The organism is Micromonospora sp. NPDC051006, from assembly GCF_044456245.1.
GTDB lineage: Bacteria > Actinomycetota > Actinomycetes > Mycobacteriales > Micromonosporaceae > Micromonospora.
Genome location: NZ_JBITFP010000014.1, coordinates 105153 through 123112, shown reverse-complemented (window position 1 = coordinate 123112; position 17960 = coordinate 105153). Strand labels below are relative to the sequence as shown.

Here is a 17960-nt window from a genome sequence, read left to right as displayed (position 1 = left end):
ACGCAGCGAGCCGGTTGTCCAGACCTTGTTGCCAAGACTTTGCAATTAGGAGAGGATGGCAACGCGATGATCCCCAGTGGGGCCGGGGCGGGTGGCCCCGGCCCCACTGACAGCGCGGCGCTCAGGCCACCGTGGCCGGCTCCCGTCCCTGCTCCACCAGCCGGGCGGGCTCGCGGCGAGCCAGTCGCAGCGCCCCGAGCAGCACGAGCAGGCCGATCAGGGTGAGTGCGGCGCCAGCCCAGATCGGCGCGGTGTAGCCGAGTCCGGCGGCGATGGTCACTCCACCGACCCACGCGCCGAGCGCGTTGCCGACGTTGAACGCGGCGATGTTCGCGCCCGAGGCCATGGTCGGCGCCTGGTGGGCGTACCGCATGATCCGCATCTGCAGCGGCGGGACGGTCGCGAAGCCGAAGCCGCCCATCAGCACCAGCGCGGCGACGGTCAGCGGCTTGCTGCCCGCGGTCAGCGCGAACGCGGCCAGCACCACGGTGAGCGCCGACAGCACGACGACCAGGGTGCGGGACAACGCCACGTCCGCCGCCCGACCGCCGAGCAGGTTGCCGGCGAAGAGCCCCACTCCGAAGAGCACCAGCAGCCAGGGCACCGTGCTCGAGGCGAACCCGCTGACCTCGGTGAGGGTGAAGGCGATGTAGGTGAAGGCGCCGAACATGCCGCCGAAGCCGAGGATGGTGATCAGCAGCGACAGCCAGACCTGGGGGTGGGTGAAGGCGCGCAGCTCGCCACGGAGCCCGCCGGCCGGCGCTCCGGCGGCGCCCGCCGCCCGGCCGGGGACGAGCAGGGCCAGGCCCGCCAGCGCCAGCACGCCGATGCCGGTGATCGCCCAGAAGGTCGAGCGCCAGCCGAAGTGCTGGCCGAGGAAGGTGCCGAACGGTACGCCGAGCACGTTGGCGATGGTCAGCCCGGCGAACATCATGGCGATCGCGCCGGCCCGGCGGGCCGGCGCGACCAACCCGGCGGCGACGACCGCGCCGATGCCGAAGAAGGCGCCGTGGCAGAGCGCGGCGACGATCCGCCCGGTCATCATCACCGCGTAGCTGTCGGCGACGGCGGAGAGCAGGTTGCCCACGATGAAGAGCACCATCAGGCCGAGCAGGACCTGCTTGCGAGGCAGCCGGGTGACGGCGGCGGTCAGGCCCACCCCGCCGATCGCCACGCTGAGCGCGTAGCCGGAGATCAGCCAGCCGGCCACCGGCTCGGAGACCGCGAAGTCGGCGGCCACCTCGGGCAGCAGACCCATGATCACGAACTCGGTGAGCCCGATGCCGAAGGCGCCGATGGCCAGCGCGAGCAGGCCGGCGGGCAGGGACTGGTTACGTAAGGACATGGTCTTCCCGTCGGGGAGGGGGCAGATGGCAAGCGTGTGCAACTACACGCGTCGACAACGAGATAGTTGCACGCGCTCTATATCGGCGCAAGCGTGGTAGCCTGGACGGCGATCCGGATCACTGGAGGAGGCGGCATGGGCATCGCGGACGACGCGGTGGAGATCCGCGCGCAGGGCTGGCGCACCCTCGCCGCACTGCACGGGCTCATCGAGACCGCCCTGGAGCGCGCGCTGCAGGCCGACCACGGCCTCTCCGTGGTCGAGTACACCGTGCTGGACGCGCTGTCCCGGCAGGACGGCTGGCACATGCGGATGCGCCAGCTCGCCCGGGCCGCCGCGCTCTCCGGCAGCGCCACCACCCGGCTGGTGACCCGCCTCGAGGAGCGCGGACTGCTCGCCCGGATCCTCTGCGCCGACGACCGCCGCGGCATCTACACCGAGCTGACCCCGGCCGGCTCCGAGCTGCTGACCCGGGCCCGGCCGACCCACGACCGGGTGCTGGCCGGAGCGCTGGCCGAGGGCGAGGCCACCCCGGAGCTCGCGCCGCTGGTCGACGCGCTGCACCGGCTGCCCGCCGCCCGCTGACCGGCGCCCCACCGTGCGGCGCGTCACCGCGCCCGGCAGTTGACCTCAACCCCGCTTCACCGTCGAGGCTGGTCGGGTCGACGAGCGAGGCGGAGGGCGACATGCGAAGAATCGAGGTGGCCGCGTTCGGCGGCCCGGAGGTGCTGGCGCTGACCGAGGCGCCGGAGCCGACCCCCGGCCCCGGCGAGGTCCTGGTCGACGTGGCCGCGGCGGACGTGCTCTGGATCGAGACGGCCATCAGGCGCGGCGCGGCCGCCGACCACTTCCCGGTCGTCCCGCCGTACCGGCCGGGAGTCGGGGTGGCCGGCATCGTCGGCGCGGTCGGCGCCGGCGTCGACCCCGACTGGATCGGGCGCCGGGTGGTCACCCGCACCGACGAGCGCGGTGGCTACCTGGAACGCGCGGTGGCACCGATCGACGGTGTCGTCGTGGTACCCGACGGAGTCACCCTCGCCGACGCGGCCGCCCTGCTGCACGACGGAGTGACCGCGTTCGGGCTGCTCGACCTGGTGCCGGTACGCACCGGCGACCAGGTCCTGGTCACCGCCGCGGCCGGTGGGCTGGGCGCCCTGCTGGTGCAGGAGGTGCGTGCGGCCGGCGGGTTCGTCGTCGCGGCGGCCCGGGGCGCGGCCAAGCGCGAGGCGCTGTACCGGCTCGGCGCGGACCTCGCGGTGGACTACGCCGAGCCGCGCTGGATCGAATCCGTCCGGGCGGCCACCGGCGGGCTGCACGTGGTCCTGGACGGCGCCGGCGGCGAGTACGGACGCGCGGTGTTCCCACTGGTCCGCCCGGGCGGCTGGTTCTCGGCGCACGGCGCACCGGCGGGCGGATTCGCCGTGCCCGACGGCGATGCGGCCCGGGACCGGGGCATCACCGTGCTCGGCATCGCCGACGTGCAGTTCAGCCCCGAGCGACGTCGCCGTTACCTGCGGACCGCGCTCGACGCCGCCGCGGCCGGCCGGATCCGGCCGCTGATCGGCCAGACGTACCCGCTGCACCGGGCCGCCGCAGCGCACGAGGCGATCGAGGACCGCTCGGCGATCGGCAAGACCCTGCTCACCGTCTGACCCGCTGGCCGTCGCCGCGGCGGCACCCCAGCCGCACGGCGATACCGGGCCCGGCCACCCGGCAGTGCCGGCCGGCCCGAGCCGGCGTACGGTACCCGGATCGGCGGGCGCGGAGCCGAGCGGCGCCCACCGTCGCCGTGCAGGAGGAACCGATGCAGGACCGCACCCCCCGTCCCGAAGAGCTGGATCCGATCGAGCGGGCCAGCGTCGACGAGCTGCGGGCGGTGCAGCGCGAGCGGCTGCGCTGGTCGCTGCGGCACGCGTACGACAACGTTCCGCACTACCGCCGGGCGTTCGACGCCGCCGGGGTGCATCCGGACGACTGCCGCGACCTCGACGACCTGGCCCGGTTTCCGTTCACCGGCAAGGCGGAGCTGCGGGAGAACTACCCGTTCGGCATGTTCGCCGTACCCCGGGAGCGGGTCGCCCGGCTGCACGCCTCCTCCGGCACCACCGGCCGGCCGACCGTGGTCGGCTACACCCGGGCCGACCTGGACACCTGGGCCCGCCTGATGGCCCGGTCGATCCGCGCGTCCGGTGGCCGCCCCGGCGACCGGGTGCACGTCGCGTACGGCTACGGCCTGTTCACTGGAGGGCTGGGCGCGCACTACGGCGCCGAGGAGCTGGGCTGCACCGTCATCCCCGTCTCCGGTGGCATGACCGAGCGGCAGGTGCTGCTGATCCGCGACTTCGAACCCGAGGTCATCATGGTCACCCCCAGCTACCTGCTCGCCATCCTGGACGAGATGGAGCGCCAGGGCATCGACCCGCGAACGACCTCGTTGCAGGTCGGCATCTTCGGCGCGGAACCGTGGACCGAGGACATGCGCCGGGAGATGGAGCAGCGCCTCGACATGCACGCGGTGGACATCTACGGACTCTCCGAGGTGATGGGCCCCGGGGTGGCCAACGAGTGCGTCGAGACCAAGGACGGGCTGCACCTGTGGGAGGACCACTTCTATCCGGAGATCATCGACCCGATCACCGGCGCGGTGCTGCCCGACGGCGAGCGCGGTGAGCTGGTGCTCACCTCGCTGACCAAGGAGGCGATGCCGGTCGTCCGGTACCGCACCCGCGACCTGACCAGGCTGCTGCCGGGCACCGCCCGGCCGATGCGCCGGATCGAGAAGATCACCGGACGCTCCGACGACATGATGATCGTCCGCGGGGTGAACATCTTCCCGACCCAGATCGAGGAGCTGATCCTGCGTAACCCCGAACTCTCCCCGCACTTCCAGTGCGTGCTCGACCGGCGGGGACGGATGGACACCCTGACGGTCCGGGTCGAGCGGCGGGCCGAGGTGGCGCCCGACGCCGCCGAGCGGGCCGGCGCCGCGCTGGTCGACCTGGTCAAGAACACCATCGGGGTGAGCGTCGCGGTCGAGGTGACCGCCCCGGCCGGGGTGGAGCGGTCGATGGGCAAGATGCGCCGGATCGTCGACCAGCGGCAGGCGAGCTGACGTGGGGCGGCAGCGCAACGCGGCGTACGACATGTTCGACGCCGACCTGGCCTCCCGCGGGCTCGGCATCGAACTCATCGAGGCGGCCGACGGGGCCGCGGTGGCCCGGATGCGGGTGACCGGGGCGATGCTCAACGGCCATGCCATCGCCCACGGCGGCTTCGTCTTCCTGCTCGCCGACACCGCCTTCGCCCTGGCCTGCAACAGCCGGGGGCCGGTCACCGTCGCGGCGGGTGGTGAGATCAGCTTCATCCGGCCGGTCCGGGCCGACGACGTGCTGACCGCCCGGGCCACCGAACGCACCCGGTACGGCCGCAGTGGCATCTACGACGTCACCGTCACCCGGGACGACGGCGAGGTGGTGGCCGAGTTCCGGGGGCGCAGCCGTACCCTCGCCGACGCCGGCCGCCCCCAGGCCGAAGGCGGACCGACGTCCGTGGGCTGATCCGGCCGGCCGCCGGGGCCGTCGGGACGCAACCGTCCGGATAGGATCGACGGATGCGCGTCCTGGTGGTCTCCGCACCACTGATCGGTCACGCCTTCCCGCTGGTGCCGCTCGCCGTCGCGCTGCGCGACGCCGGGCACGATGTGCTCGTCGCCACCGGCGCAGACGGGCTGGCCGTCGCGAAGTCCGGGCTGCCGGTGCACGACGTCGCGCCGGGGTTCGACTTCGGTCGGATCGCCCGCGGCGTCTTCCTCCGCCACCCGCTGATCGCCCGGGCCGAACTCGCCGGGACGGCCGGCACCCGGGGCGCGGGCCTGCTCTTCGGCGCGCTCAACGACCAGCTGGCCGACCCGGTGCTCACGCTCGCCACCGGGTGGAAGCCCGACCTGGTGTTGTACGAGCCGTTCGCGCCGGCGGGCGCCCTCGCCGCCGCCCGGCTCGGCGTGCCGGCGGTACGCCAGGAGAATGCGCTCTTCGACGGTCGGGAACTGCTCCGGGCCACCACCGCCCGGCTGGCCGGCATGCTGCGCCGGCACGGCCTGACCGAGCTGCCCCCACCGACGGCGGCCATCGCCGTCGCACCGCCCAGCGTGCTGCGCCAGGACGGTTGGCCGATGCGGTACGCCTCCTACCTCGGTGGTGGTGAGCTGCCCGAATGGCTGCGGGAGCCCGGCGACCGACCCCGGGTTCTGGTCACCCGCAGCACCCTGACCGGCCCGGGCGACGCCGGGCCGATGCCCGCCGTGGCGGCCGCGGCGGCCCGGGTCGACGCCGAGTTCGTGCTGGTCCGGCCGGACCGGCGAACCGCTCGGCGGACGCTGCCCGGCAACGTGCGGACGGTCGACTGGATCCCGCTGCACGCCGCCCTGCCGGCGAGCGCGGCGCTGGTCCACCACGGCGGGGCGGGCAGTGTCTACGCCGCCCTGATCGCCGGTGTGCCGCAGCTCGCGACGCACGGGCCGGGCGACCGACGGCAGAACGCCGAGCTGGTGGCCCGCCGGGGCGCCGGCCTCGCCGTCGCACCCCGGGAGATCACCGCCGACACCCTCACCCGGCTGGTCACCGACCCGGGCCTGCGGGCGGCGGCGGCGGAGGTCGGCCAGGAGATCGCCGCGATGCCGGGACCGGCGGAGCTGGTCGCCCGGCTCGAAGCGCTGCGCTGACCGGCCGGGGACGACGCCGGGGCCGTCCACGGCGACCCACCTGCCGGGCTCCGGCCCCGCTACCCGGGAGCGCGGGTCAGGTGGGGCAGGATGGTCCGATGGCTCACATCGCGCTGTTCCATTCCGTGTACGGGTTGCGGCCGGCCGTGCTGACCGCCGCCGATCGGTTGCGCGCCGCCGGGCACGAGGTGGTCACCCCCGACCTCTACGGCGTGCCGCCCGTCGACACCGTCGACGACGGGTTCGCCTTGCTGGAGAAGGTGGGCCGCGACGTGGTGCTGGAGCGGGCCCGGGCGGCGGTCGGGCAGCTGCCACCGGAGACGGTGCTGGCCGGCTTCTCGATGGGCGCCGGGGTGGCCGGCGCGCTGCTCGCCGACCGCCCGAAGGCGGCCGGGCTGCTGCTCCTGCACGGCTCCGGTGGCTCGCCGGACGCGGTCCGGCCGGGTCTGCCGGTGCAGCTGCACCTCGCCGACCCCGACGTCTACGAGCCGCCGGACGAGCTCGACGAGTGGGGGCGGGCGATGACCGCGGCCGGCGCCGAGCTGGCGGTGCTGCGCTACCCGGGCGTCGGGCACCTCTTCACCGACCCGGACGTGCCCGATTACGACGCGGCGGCCGCCGACGCGACCTGGGCCCGCGCTCTGGCCTTCCTCGGCGCGCGCTGACACCCGGGCCAGGCTCAGGCAGCCGCCTCGGCCCGATGTCGCCATTGCCGCGGGGCCGTCCTGGCCGGGGCCGGTCGGCCAGGCGGATCCGGCCGGGGGCCGGACTCGACGGAGACCACGGCGAGCCGGCGAGGCACGGCCGGATGGCCGTCCCGCGCCGCGCCGGGCCGCCCCGGTGACGCCGCACCGGCGTGCCGCGACACCGTGCTCCCCGGTGCGTCGGGTGCGGGCGGCCCGGTCGTCGCTACCGGCAGCGCCCGAGTCGGCACCAGCGACAGGGACCTCCTCGGCGGCACCGACGGCGACCGGGCCGGTGCGGGCGACGTCAGCTCGGGCGCCGGCCCGACCAGTGCCGGTGGGCTGTGCCCGGCTGCCGCGCCGACGCGCGCGGACGGTGTCAGCCCCGCCACCGACCCGGCCAGGGCCAGCGGGGTCGTCGCGGGCACCGGCCTGCTTCGGGTGAGCGAGATCAACTCCGCTGCCGGCCTGCTCCCAGTGGGCTGCTTCGACGCCGCCGACGGGGCCTTCCGGGCACGGTCCGGCAGCACCGGTCGCCGAGGGACGCTCCGCGCCGGTTCCGCCGACCGGACGGTTGCGTTCCGGGCCGGCTGCGCCGACCGGACGGCTGTGCTCCGGGTGTGCTCGGCCGGCGTCGCATCGGTCCGCTCCTCGCCGGAGGCTCGCCGCGGCGCCGGGCGGGTGACGACGGTCCGGTGCGCCGGCGGCACGCCGGGACCCACCGGCGTGGCGTCGGTGGCGCGGCGGGCGAAGACGCCCCGGACCCGCCGGGTCAGCCGGTCGGCGGCGAGCCGGCGCAGCGCCGGCGTGGCGATCGCGTACCCGCCGGCGGGGTGGGCGAGCAGGTGGCCGGCGTCCAGCAACAGGGTCAGCAACGTTCGCGCCCGGCCGGGCGCCCAGCCGAGCAGTCGCTCCACGGCCGCCGCGGTGAACCGGGCGTCGAGGGTCGCGGCGGCCATCAGCGCGGCCCGCCGCTCACCGTCGAGCCGGTCCAGCTCCGTACCGACCGCCCGTCGGATCGCCTCGGGCACCGGCGGCGCCACCGGGTCCGCGCCGTCCACCAGGGACCGGACGTACGCCTGGGCGTGGCCGGGGTGGCCGCCGACCAGGGGGAGCAGCCGGTCGACCAGGCTCACCTGCTGACCGGCCCCGGTCAGCAGGTGGCGCAGCAACCGACCGGTCTGCACCGGGGCGAGCGGGCGTACCGGCACCCGGCAGCGCGGGTGCGCCGCCGGCAGCTCGTCGGCCCGGTCCTGGCCGTGCAGCGCGACGACCACCAGCGGCAGTTCCCGCGCCGCCGCCGCGGTGAAGAGCGCGTGCAGGAACCGGCCGACCGTCGGGGCGGCGCGGTCCAGGTCGTCCACCGCCACCACCACCGGCGTACGGGCGGCGAGGCGCAGCAGGACCTCCTGGCACCAGGCCGCTCCCGCCGCGGTGTCGGCGGTGCCGTCGGGCGCGGCGAACAACCGCTCCAGCGCGGGCAGCGCCACCGCCAGCCGGGACGGGGCCAGCAGGCCCGCCAGCGTCGCGGTCAACCGTTCGCGGAGCACCGCGGGTGGATCGTCGACGCCGGCGCCGGCCAGCCCGCGCAGCAGCTCCGCCACCGGGGCCAGCGGCTGCTCCGGATACGGCGGGCAGGACGCCACGCACCAACGCACCGGCGCCCCGTCGACCGCGCCGACCGCCCGGGTCAGCTCGTGCAGGAGCCGACTGCGGCCACTGCCGGACGGTCCCACCACCGCGACCCAGCGCGGGCTGCGCTCGCGTACCGCCCGGACGATCTGGTCCCGGACGGTGGCCAGCTCGCGGCGGCGGCCGACCAGCGGGCCGTCGTGGCGAGGGGCGGGCGGCGTGGCCGGCCCGACCGCGTGCCAGACCGTCATCGGCGGCACCCGTCCGGGCACCGTCACCGGGGCGAGCCGGCGCTGGGTCACCAGCCCGGCGGTGGCCCGGTGGGTGGCTGCGCAGAGGGCGACCGCGCCCGGCGGAGCGTACTCCTGCAACCGGGCGGCGGTGGTGATCACCGCGCCGCTGGCCGCGCCGTGGCCGCCGCTGCGCGCGGCGGCCAGGTCGACCACCGCCTCCCCGGTGGCCACACCGACCCGGACCCGGATCGTGGTGCCGCCCAGCAACGGTCGCCCGTCCAGCGCCCGCTGGATCTCCAGGCCGGCCCGGACCGCCCGGTAGGCGTCGAACCCGTCGGACTCCCGCGCGCCGAAGAGCGCCATGACCGCGTCGCCGATGTACTTCTCCACCACGCCGTGCCACCGGCGCAGCACCCGCGCCACGGTGTCGAAGTACGCCCGCTGCAGCGCCCGCACGTCCTCCGGGTCGAGCCGGTCCACCAGTGCGGTGGAGCCGACGATGTCGACGAACAGGACGGTGATCGTTCGTCTCTCCTCCGGCACCGGCCAGCGCGCCGACGGGACGCGCGGCGTGGTGGCGACGATGGTGGTCATGGGCATCGCACCTGCCCTTCCCCCCGTTGATAACTACGACCTCCGGAGATTGGCACCCCTGGGCCGACGGGGGATCGGTAGGACGACGTATGTCGGCCGCGCGCAACCTTTGGTCGCAATGTCGACGCGAGGAGTACCACATGCGGGATGTGGCCGTAGAACGGTGCGGGGGCATGTGATTAGGCTGCGTGCCATGGCCAGCGATGTGGACACTGCACCGCTCGTCGGCAGGGCCGACCTGGTGCAGGCGATCCGGGCTGCGCTGTTCGACGACCTCGCGCAGGGGCAAACGGCCGCCGTCTTCCTCAGCGGCGAGAGCGGCGTGGGCAAGACCCGGCTGCTGCGCGAGGTGGGTGCCCGGCTGCGGGACGCGGGCGCGGTGGTGCTCACCGGCTCCTGCCTGGACATCGGCGACGCCTCACCGTTGCATCCGCTGCTGCAGGCGCTGCGGCGCTTCGACGCGGAGTTGTCCACCTCGCACGCCCGCACCTCCTCGGCGGTGCGTGGGCTGCTGCAGATGTTCGCCGACGAGACCGCCGGGCCGGACGGCGCGGGCGCGCTGCTGGAACGGGTCTCCCGCGGGCTGCACCTGGTCGCTGAGGGCCGGCCGCTGGTGCTGATCCTCGACGACCTGCAGTGGGTCGACCGGAGCACCCGCCAGCTTCTGCTCTACCTGCTCGCCGGTCTCGGCGACCTCCAGCTCTCGGTGCTCGCCGCCGTCCGGGCCGAGTCGCTGCAGGGCGCGCACCCGCTGCGCCGGGTGCTCACCGAACTGCGCCGGCTGCGCTCGGTACGGGTCCTCGACCTCGCCCCGCTGGATCGTTCCGGCACCGAGCAGCTCGCCGCCGCGGTGGTCGGCCACCCGCTGCCCACCGAGGCCGCCGAGCAGGTCTGGCAGCGCAGCGGCGGCAACCCTTTCGTCATCGAGGAGCTGGCCCGCGACCTGCGCGACGGCCGGGACGGGCTCTCCGACACCCTGCGGGAGATCTTCCTGGCCCGGGTCGACGCGCTGCCCCAGCACGCGCACGCGGTGGTGCACGCGGTCGCCGCCGGCGTGGAGCCGGTGGAGCACTGGCTGCTCGCCCGGGTGGTCCCGCTGCCCGAGCAGGAGCTCATCGAGGCGGTCCGGGCCGCCGTCGCGCACCGGCTGCTGGTCGGCGCCGACGACGGCTACCGGCTGCGGCACCGGCTCGTCGCCGAGGTGCTCGAACACGAGCTGCTGCCGGCCGAGCGTTCGGCGCTGCACCGCCGCTACGCCGAGGCGCTCACCTCGGCGGAGGCCGAGCTGCACCAGGCCCGGTTGGCCCACCACTGGCGGCGGGCCGGTGAGCCGGCCCGGGCGCTGCCGGCGGCGATGGCCGCGGCCCAGGAGGCGGAGCGGCTGCACGGCTTCGCCGAGGCCCACCGGCACTGGTCGGCGGCGCTGCAGCTGGCCGACAACCTGGCCGGTGGACCGCTCGCGGTCGACCGGGCCGAGCTGCTGGGACACGCCGCCGAGGCGGCCCACCACTGCGGCGAGCACGCCCGGGCGCTGGCCCTGCTGGAGGAGCTGGCCCGCATCGACGGCATGTCGACCTGCGCGCTGCACATCCGCCGGGCCCGCTACCTCGCCGCCGCCGGCCGCTCCGCGCTGGCCGAGGCGGAGTACCGGCTGGCCCTGGAGGCCGCCGACTGCTCACCCCGCGAACGGGCCACCGCCGCCGCCCACCTGGCCGAGCTGCTGCTGCACCTCGGCCGGTACGCCGACGCGGGCCTGCGGGCCCGGGAGGCGCTGGAGCTGGCCGACGCGGTGGACGGCTCCACCTCCGAGGTGGTGCTGGCCAGCGCGGCGCTGGGCTTCAGCGAGGCCTACCTGGAGGACCCGGACGCCGGCCTGGCGGTGATGCGGCAGGCGTTGGCGACCGCCGAGCGCGCCGGCCGTCCCGACGACGTGGCCTGCGCGTACCTGCACCTGGCGGAGCTGCTGACCGGTCCGCTGAACATCCTCGAGGAGGGGGTGGTGGTGGCCCGCCGGGGAGCCGAGCGGGTCGCCGAGTTGGGGCTGGGTCGCACCTACGAGACCCGGCTGCTGGCGATCGCCACCAACGGACTGTTCCGGGTGGGGCAGTGGGCCGAGGCGGAGAAGGTGGTCGCCGCGGCGCTGCGGCACCGCCCGTCCGGCGCCGACGCCGTCGAGCTGCTGCTGGCCCGCTGCCGGCTCTCGGTCGGCTACGGCGACATCGAGGCGGCCAACCGGGATCTCGACGCGGTGGCCACCGTGCTGGCCGGTGGCGGCGCCCGCCACGTGATCCCGCTGCTGACCCTGCGCGCCGGGCTGGCCATGTGGCAGGGGCGGCACGACCTCGCCCGGCAGGCCGTGCAGCGCGGCCTGACCGAGAGCCGCTCCGACGACGTGGCGATCCTCGCCGCGTTGGTCTGGCACGGGCTGCGCGCCGAGGCCGAGGCGCACGCCAGCCGGACGGTGGCGGTCGACGAGACGTCGGTGCGGCGGCTGCGTGACGTGGCCGAGCGGGTGGCCGGCAAGAGCGAGAAGGCCGCCGGGCCGGTCCGCAACGTCGTCGACGGCTTCCTGGCGCTCTGTGACGCCGAGGTGAGCCGGCTCGACGGCAGCGACCCGCAGCTGTGGGCCCGTTCGGTCACCGAGTGGGACCGGCGCAACCACCCCTACCCGGCGGCGTACTCCCGGCTGCGCCAGGCCGAGGCGCTGCTGGCCCGGCGCAGCCGGGTGGCGACCGCAGGCAAGCTGCTGCGCGAGGCGTACCAGGTGGCGCAGGGGCTGGGCGCGGTGCCGCTGACCTCGGAGATCAAGACGCTGGCCACCCGGGCCCGGGTGTCGTTGGAGCAGCCGGAGCAGCAGCGCGGCGGGCGGGACGCGGTGCAGGCCGCGCCGGCCGACGACGAGCTGGCGGTGCTCACCGCCCGGGAGCGGGAGGTGCTCGCCGCCGTGGCGGAGGGACTGACCAACAAGGAGATCGGTCAGCGGCTCTTCATCAGCGAGCGGACCATCGGGGTGCACGTGTCGCACATCTTCGACAAGCTCCAGGTCCGCACCCGGGTACAGGCCAGCGCCATCCAGCTACGTAGCCGGCGCGGTTGAGGCCGGGCGCGCCCGTATACGTCGTTCTACTGATCCGGCGCACAGGTGTCGGCTGAAAGGCTGTGCCCTGTCGCCGGTGGTGCCGAGGTGCCGTGGACCTTTGTGGAGGAGAGATGACCGAACCGGTCTGGGGGCCCGTGCATCGGGACATCGTCGATCTGCTCGCCGATCACCCCGCTGACGTGCCGGCGGTGGTCGACCACCTCACCAAGCTGCAGGACCTCCTGGTGCGGCTGCCACCGCTGGAGGAGAGCTGCCCGCTGGCCGACTTCAACAAGCTCTACCTGACCATCACCTCCAGCGTGCTGGACGGGCTCTACGACGACCGCTTCGTCGACCCGGTCTTCCTCTCCCGGCTCGACGTGGAGTTCGCCGCCCGCTACTTCGACGCGATGCGGCTCTGGACCGACTCGAGCCCGGGCACCCCGAAGGCCTGGTCCTGCCTCTTCGAGCGGATGCGCGGCCCGGACGCGCGTCCGCTGCCCTCGGCCGCCGCCGGGGTGAACGCACACATCAACTTCGACCTGCCGTTCGCGTTGGTCACCACGTTCGACCACCTGGAGTCCGAGCCGGTCGACGGCAGCGACCAGCACCGCGACTACCTCGAGATCAACAACATCTTCGCGGACAAGATCCCCGGGCTGCGCCGGGGCTACCTGGAGCGGTGGCAGCTGCTCATCGACATGCTCAACGGCGACATCGACGACTGGTACCAGGGGGAGCTGGTCGAGTACACCCGCGATGTCGCCTGGCGTAACGCGCAGAAGATCTGGCGGTGCCGGCACGACCCGGCCGCCCATGAGTGCGAGCGTACCCGGCTGGACGACAACGCCGCGGCGCTCGGCCGGCTGCTGCTGTCGCCCCTCGGGGCGTTCCTGCAGTAGCCGGGACGGGGGGTCCCCGCGTTCCGTCCGGGGGGCGGAACGCGGGGACGCGTCCATCGCGGGACCCGATCGCCGGTCGACGGTTAGGGCCTCGGCGCAGGTCGGCCGGCTCCGGGGGGTGTCGGCCGACCCGTACCGGGTACGTGCGCGCCATGACCGTCCTGGCCCGGCGGCGGCCCGCCGCCCGTCCTCGTCCCGCCCACCCCGGCCCGGCGCGGCCACGCGGCGCGGCACCCCGGCCCACCTGCCCCGGCGGCGCGAGGTGAACCTCGCCCGGGCGGTACGCCGGTGACCGGCTCCGGCCGGCGCTTCCCGTTCCGCTTCGACCATCGGTTGCGTCCCGCGCTGGCGCTGATCGGCGTCCACCCGGGGACGGCCTGGGTCGAGCTGGACGACGAGTGGCTGCTCGTCCGGTTCGGGCCGTGGCGGCTGCGGACCACCCGGGGCAACGTGGCCGGGGTCGAGCGCGGTGGCCCGTACCGCTGGTGGCGGGTGATCGGGCCGCACCTGTCGCTCGCCGACCGCGGCGCGACCTTCGGGACCAGCACGGCCGGCGGGGTCTGTGTGCGGTTCGGTACTCCGGTGCCCGCGCTGGCGCCCGGGCCGTGGCTGCGCCACCCGGCGGTGACGGTGACCGTCGTCGACCCGGAGGCGCTGGTCCGGGCGCTGACCGGCCCGGTCACGCACTGACCGGTTGTCCCGGCTTCGTCGGTTCCGTCGGGCGGCACCGGGACGACCGCCTACCGTCGGGTCAGGAACGGTGAAGCGGGAACGGGGACATGGCTGACGAGCACGGGGGACAACCGGGTCGTGCGCGCCGGCGGCGGCAGCGCCCGTCCGGGCCGGATCCCGCCCTGCGCGCCGCCCGCGACCCCAGCCACCCCGAACCCACCGGTCGCCGGGTCACCATCCCCGAGCGCGTGCCGAGCCCGGTGACGCCGGCGCCGCCGCCCGGACCGCTGCGCCGGTGGCTCTTCCAGCACCGGGTGTCGGCGGTCGGCCCGGAGGCCGCGGAGGGGCAGACCCCGTCGCACCCCTGGTGGCAGGTGATGTGCCTGACCGGCGTCGACTACTTCTCGACCCTCTCCTACCTGCCCGCCATCGCGGCCGTGGCAGCCGGCGCGCTCTCCCCGGTGGCGACCCTGCTGATCGTCGCGCTGACCCTGGGCGGGATGCTGCCGATGTACCGGCGGGTGGCCCGGGAGAGCCCGCACGGGCAGGGCTCGGTGGCGATGCTGGAACGGCTGCTGCCGTTCTGGCGGGGCAAGCTCTTCGTGCTGATCCTGCTCGGCTTCGTGGCCACCTCGTGGATCATCACGATCACGCTCTCCTCGGCGGACGCCACCGTGCACCTGCTCGAGAACCCGTACCTGCCGGAGGGGTTGAACAACCAGGGCAGCGCGGTCGCGGTCACCGTGGTGTTGCTGCTGATCCTCGGCGGGGTGTTCCTGCTTGGGTTCCGTGAGGCGGTCGCGGTGGCCATCCCGCTGGTCGCCGTCTTCCTGGTGTTGAACGCGGTGATCGTCGCGGTGGCGGTGGGCCGGATCGCGGACGATCCGGCGCTGCTGTCGAACTGGACCGAGGCGCTGACCAGGTTCAGCGGCCCGGTCGACCTCACCGTCACGGCGGTGCTGGCCTTCCCGCTGCTGGTGCTGGGGCTCTCCGGGTTCGAGACCGGGGTGAGCATGATGCCGCTGGTTTCCACGACCGGCCCCGACAAGGCTGCCAGACTCACCGCCCGGATCGGCAACACGCGCAAGCTGCTCACCACCGCCGCGGTGATCATGTCGGTCTACCTGCTGCTGAGCACCTTCGTCACGACCGTGCTCATCCCCGCCGAGGAGTTCCAGCCCGGTGGCGCGGCCAACGGGCGCGCGCTGGCCTTCCTCGCGCACACCGAACTCGGCGAGGGCTTCGGCACCGTCTACGACCTCAGCAGTGTGCTGATCCTCTGGTTCGCCGGCGCCTCCGCGATGGCCGGCCTGATCAACATCGTCCCCCGCTACCTTCCGTCGTACGGCATGGCGCCGGAGTGGGGGCGGGCGGTGCGCCCGGTCGTGCTGGTCTACACCCTGGTCAGCGTCGTGATCACGCTCGCGTTCCGGGCCGACGTCAACGCGCAGGCCGGGGCGTACGCCACCGGGATCCTGGCGATGATGGTCTCCGGCGCGGTCGCGGTGACCATCTCGGCGGCCCGCCACCAGCACCGGGCCGCCGCCACCGGGTTCACCGTGCTCACCCTGGTGCTGCTGTACGCGCTGGGCGACAACATCATCGAGCACCCGGACGGCATCACCATCTCCGGCCTGTTCATCCTCGGCATCATCGTCGTATCGCTGGTTTCCCGGGTCTCCCGGACCACCGAGCTGCGGGCGGAGCGGATCGAGTTCGACGAGCCGGCCCGCCGGTTCATCGCCGAGTCACTGGCGCACGACGGCCGGCTGCACCTGATCGCCAACAAGCGCGACAGCGGGGCGGTCAAGGAGTACACCGTCAAGGAGCGGGCCCAGCGCGGGATGAACCCGGTCCCCGGTGCGGCGGACGTGCTCTTCCTCGAGGTCGACGTGATCGACCCGTCGGGGTTCAGTCAGGTGCTGCGGGTGCACGGGGTGGAGGTCGGCGGTTTCCGGGTGCTGCGCGCCAGCAGCCCGGCGGTCCCGAACGCCATCGCGGCGATCCTGCTGGCGCTGCGCAACGTCACCGGCGTGCGCCCGCACTGTCACTTCGAATGGTCCGAGGGCAGCCCCATCGCGCATCTGCTGCGCTACCTGATCCTCGGGCGGGGCGACACCCCGCCGGTGGTCCGCGAGATCATCCGGCGCAGCGAGCCCGACCCGACCCGCCGCCCCGGCATCCACGTCGGCGGCTGAACGCCGGTCCCGCGCACGCCCGCCGTTTCCGTCCGTGCGGCGGGCCACCTCCGTGGGGCAGGCCCAGTTGAAGATGAATGGCACGACTATTCACGTTCACGGCTTACTGTCCGTATTGCGCCCCTATCGTGACCTTTGGTGGCCGACGACCCGTCGCCCACCCCGCGCCCGGATCGGCGCGGTCCTGGCACACGGGCGTAGGAGAGGCAGGAGACGATGTCGACGTACCGAGGAGGCCGACGGGCGGGACCCAGGCGACGATCCCGGTGGTTCCTGGCTGGTGGACTGTTGGCGGGCAGCCTGGTCGTCGGCGCGGCGGGCGCGACCGGCGTGGCCGCGACTGCCGCCGACCGCCAGTTGCCCTTCCTGGACCTCAGCCGGCCGGCCAGCGTGCAGCAGGGTGACGACGCGGGCCACGAGCAGCGCGACGGCGCCGAGGCGGCGGGCCGCGAGCCGGCCGGTGACGGCGCCGGCCGCCCGGACGGCCGAAACGGGGACGGCCGGGACGGCCGCATGGGGGACGGCCGCATGGGGGACGGCCGGGACGGGGACGGCCGCGACGGGGACGGCCGGCAGCCGAGCGCCGACGGACCGGGGACCGGACGCCACGAGGTGGTCTCGGTGCCCTGCGACTCGGCCAAGCTGGTAGCGGCGCTGGTGCGGGCCAACGCCGAGGGCGGCGCCGCCCTGCGGCTCGCGCCGAAGTGCAGGTACACGCTGACCCAGGCGTTCCACCAGGCCGACGAGTACGACGGCGGGATCCGCGACGCCCGGGAGGCGGCCGACGCCGCCGAGACCCCGGGCGACGCCGAGGCGCCGCCGCACAAGCCGGAGGACGACAAGGCGGGCCTGCCGGTGATCTACCACGCGATCACCATCGACGGCGCGGGTGCCACCATCGCCCGGCACGTGCACGCCGAGGACTTCCGCTTCTTCACCGTCCGCGACGGCGGCGAGCTGACGCTGCGCGACGTCACGCTGCACAACGGGCGCTCGGCCATCGAGGGTGGCGCCATCCACGTCGTGCACGGCGCGACGGCCGTCGTCGAGCACACCACCGTCACCCAGAGCACCTCGCTGTCGAAGGAGGGCGGCGGAGGCGGCATCTTCAACGACGGCAACATGGTGGTCAGCGACAGCACCTTCGTCGGCAACAGTGCGGCCGGCGCCGCGGGCAAGGGCGGGGGCCTGCTCAACGGCGGCGTGCTGACGCTGCGCAACTCGCAGTTCCACCACAACAGCGCCAACGCGTACGGCGGTGGGCTCGGCAACTACCGTGGCGCGGCCGAGGTCGAGACCAGCACCTTCGCGCAGAACAGCGCGACCCAGGGCGGCGGCCTGGCCAGCTTCTCGGCCCGGACCAAGGTCTACGACACGAAGGTGCTCGGCAACACCGCCCAGATCGGCGGCGGGCTCGCCAACTCCGACGCGGTGCTCGTCCTGCGCAAGATGACGATCCGGGACAACACCTCGACGGTCAACGGCGGCGGCATCTCCACCGTGAAGGGTCTGCTCCCGCTCGACGACAGCGTGGTGGCCGGGAACACGACGCACGGCGCCGGCGGCGGCATCTACGCCGACAAGTCCAACCTGCTCGTGCGCGGCAGCGACGTGACCGGCAACGACGCGGCCGGCGCCGCGTCGAAGGGCGGCGGCATCCACGCCACCGCCGGCCAGGTCTCCGTCTACACCAGCAAGATCGTGCACAACAGCTCCACGCTGGCGCCGGGCGGCCTCTTCGCCCAGCACGCCCGCGTCCGGATCGACGACGAGAGCGTCACCGTCGAGAACGAGCCCACCAACTGTGCGGGCAACACACCCCCGATCGCGCACTGCTTCCGCTGACGCGGTACGCGTCCCGGCCGACCCGCCGGCGGTGATCTCCTGAGATCGCCGCCGGCG

At 74.6% G+C, this 17960-nt stretch carries 13 protein-coding genes; 11 read left to right on the top strand and 2 right to left on the bottom strand.

Features of this window, described 5'->3' with window-relative positions; all coding sequences use genetic code 11:
* Nucleotides 1-121 precede the first annotated feature (121 nt).
* Complete coding sequence (locus ACIBBA_RS21430) at nt 122-1345, bottom strand: MFS transporter (protein WP_396699627.1); 1224 nt, start codon at nt 1343-1345, stop codon at nt 122-124.
* Between the two features lie 135 nt (nt 1346-1480).
* Between ACIBBA_RS21430 and ACIBBA_RS21425 the strand changes: the two genes are divergently transcribed.
* The 6 genes from ACIBBA_RS21425 (at nt 1481) to ACIBBA_RS21400 (ending at nt 6730) form a co-directional block, all read left to right on the top strand.
* Nucleotides 1481-1930 (top strand): MarR family winged helix-turn-helix transcriptional regulator, encoded by a 450-nt coding sequence (locus tag ACIBBA_RS21425; RefSeq protein WP_396699625.1) that lies wholly within the window; start codon nt 1481-1483, stop codon nt 1928-1930.
* Between the two features lie 101 nt (nt 1931-2031).
* Entirely contained in the window at nt 2032-2997 is a 966-nt protein-coding gene (locus ACIBBA_RS21420) for a zinc-binding dehydrogenase (RefSeq protein WP_396699623.1), read from the top strand.
* Between the two features lie 152 nt (nt 2998-3149).
* Nucleotides 3150-4457 carry a phenylacetate--CoA ligase PaaK gene (paaK, locus tag ACIBBA_RS21415; protein ID WP_396699621.1) on the top strand — a complete coding sequence of 436 codons (1308 nt, stop codon included), beginning with the start codon at nt 3150-3152 and terminating at the stop codon, nt 4455-4457.
* Between the two features lie 31 nt (nt 4458-4488).
* Nucleotides 4489-4902, top strand: coding sequence for a hydroxyphenylacetyl-CoA thioesterase PaaI (gene paaI / locus ACIBBA_RS21410; RefSeq protein ID WP_396699719.1), 414 nt, complete (start codon nt 4489-4491; stop codon nt 4900-4902).
* Between the two features lie 53 nt (nt 4903-4955).
* The gene (locus ACIBBA_RS21405) at nt 4956-6065 is read left to right on the top strand and encodes a nucleotide disphospho-sugar-binding domain-containing protein (protein WP_396699619.1); all 1110 of its coding nucleotides are present in this window, start codon (nt 4956-4958) and stop codon (nt 6063-6065) included.
* A gap of 98 nt (nt 6066-6163) precedes the next feature.
* Nucleotides 6164-6730: a dienelactone hydrolase family protein gene (locus ACIBBA_RS21400; RefSeq protein ID WP_396699617.1), complete on the top strand. Its 567-nt coding sequence runs from the start codon at nt 6164-6166 to the stop codon at nt 6728-6730.
* 14 nt (nt 6731-6744) lie between these two features.
* Here ACIBBA_RS21400 and ACIBBA_RS21395 read toward each other — a convergent pair whose 3' ends face one another.
* Nucleotides 6745-9207, bottom strand: coding sequence for an AAA family ATPase (locus tag ACIBBA_RS21395; RefSeq protein ID WP_396699615.1), 2463 nt, complete (start codon nt 9205-9207; stop codon nt 6745-6747).
* A gap of 193 nt (nt 9208-9400) precedes the next feature.
* Between ACIBBA_RS21395 and ACIBBA_RS21390 the strand changes: the two genes are divergently transcribed.
* The 5 genes from ACIBBA_RS21390 to ACIBBA_RS21370 all read left to right on the top strand — a co-directional run bounded on the left by ACIBBA_RS21390 (nt 9401) and on the right by ACIBBA_RS21370 (nt 17903).
* Nucleotides 9401-12304 carry an AAA family ATPase gene (locus ACIBBA_RS21390; RefSeq protein WP_396699613.1) on the top strand — a complete coding sequence of 968 codons (2904 nt, stop codon included), beginning with the start codon at nt 9401-9403 and terminating at the stop codon, nt 12302-12304.
* Nucleotides 12305-12417: 113 nt separating this feature from the next.
* Nucleotides 12418-13188, top strand: coding sequence for a DUF5995 family protein (locus ACIBBA_RS21385; RefSeq protein WP_396699611.1), 771 nt, complete (start codon nt 12418-12420; stop codon nt 13186-13188).
* A 288-nt stretch (nt 13189-13476) separates the two neighbouring features.
* Nucleotides 13477-13878 carry a hypothetical protein gene (locus tag ACIBBA_RS21380; protein ID WP_396699609.1) on the top strand — a complete coding sequence of 134 codons (402 nt, stop codon included), beginning with the start codon at nt 13477-13479 and terminating at the stop codon, nt 13876-13878.
* 89 nt (nt 13879-13967) lie between these two features.
* Nucleotides 13968-16058 (top strand): amino acid transporter, encoded by a 2091-nt coding sequence (locus ACIBBA_RS21375; RefSeq protein ID WP_396699607.1) that lies wholly within the window; start codon nt 13968-13970, stop codon nt 16056-16058.
* Between the two features lie 216 nt (nt 16059-16274).
* Entirely contained in the window at nt 16275-17903 is a 1629-nt protein-coding gene (locus ACIBBA_RS21370) for a hypothetical protein (protein WP_396699605.1), read from the top strand.
* Nucleotides 17904-17960 lie beyond the last annotated feature (57 nt).

What these genes read in the sequence shown, in the direction of transcription:
- ACIBBA_RS21430 (WP_396699627.1), bottom strand. Translation starts at nt 1,345, where the DNA reads ATGTCCTTACGTAACCAGTCCCTGCCCGCCGGCCTGCTCGCGCTGGCC.
- ACIBBA_RS21425 (WP_396699625.1), top strand. Translation starts at nt 1,481, where the DNA reads ATGGGCATCGCGGACGACGCGGTGGAGATCCGCGCGCAGGGCTGGCGC.
- ACIBBA_RS21420 (WP_396699623.1), top strand. Translation starts at nt 2,032, where the DNA reads ATGCGAAGAATCGAGGTGGCCGCGTTCGGCGGCCCGGAGGTGCTGGCG.
- paaK (WP_396699621.1), top strand. Translation starts at nt 3,150, where the DNA reads ATGCAGGACCGCACCCCCCGTCCCGAAGAGCTGGATCCGATCGAGCGG.
- paaI (WP_396699719.1), top strand. Translation starts at nt 4,489, where the DNA reads ATGTTCGACGCCGACCTGGCCTCCCGCGGGCTCGGCATCGAACTCATC.
- ACIBBA_RS21405 (WP_396699619.1), top strand. Translation starts at nt 4,956, where the DNA reads ATGCGCGTCCTGGTGGTCTCCGCACCACTGATCGGTCACGCCTTCCCG.
- ACIBBA_RS21400 (WP_396699617.1), top strand. Translation starts at nt 6,164, where the DNA reads ATGGCTCACATCGCGCTGTTCCATTCCGTGTACGGGTTGCGGCCGGCC.
- ACIBBA_RS21395 (WP_396699615.1), bottom strand. Translation starts at nt 9,207, where the DNA reads ATGACCACCATCGTCGCCACCACGCCGCGCGTCCCGTCGGCGCGCTGG.
- ACIBBA_RS21390 (WP_396699613.1), top strand. Translation starts at nt 9,401, where the DNA reads ATGGCCAGCGATGTGGACACTGCACCGCTCGTCGGCAGGGCCGACCTG.
- ACIBBA_RS21385 (WP_396699611.1), top strand. Translation starts at nt 12,418, where the DNA reads ATGACCGAACCGGTCTGGGGGCCCGTGCATCGGGACATCGTCGATCTG.
- ACIBBA_RS21375 (WP_396699607.1), top strand. Translation starts at nt 13,968, where the DNA reads ATGGCTGACGAGCACGGGGGACAACCGGGTCGTGCGCGCCGGCGGCGG.
- ACIBBA_RS21370 (WP_396699605.1), top strand. Translation starts at nt 16,275, where the DNA reads ATGTCGACGTACCGAGGAGGCCGACGGGCGGGACCCAGGCGACGATCC.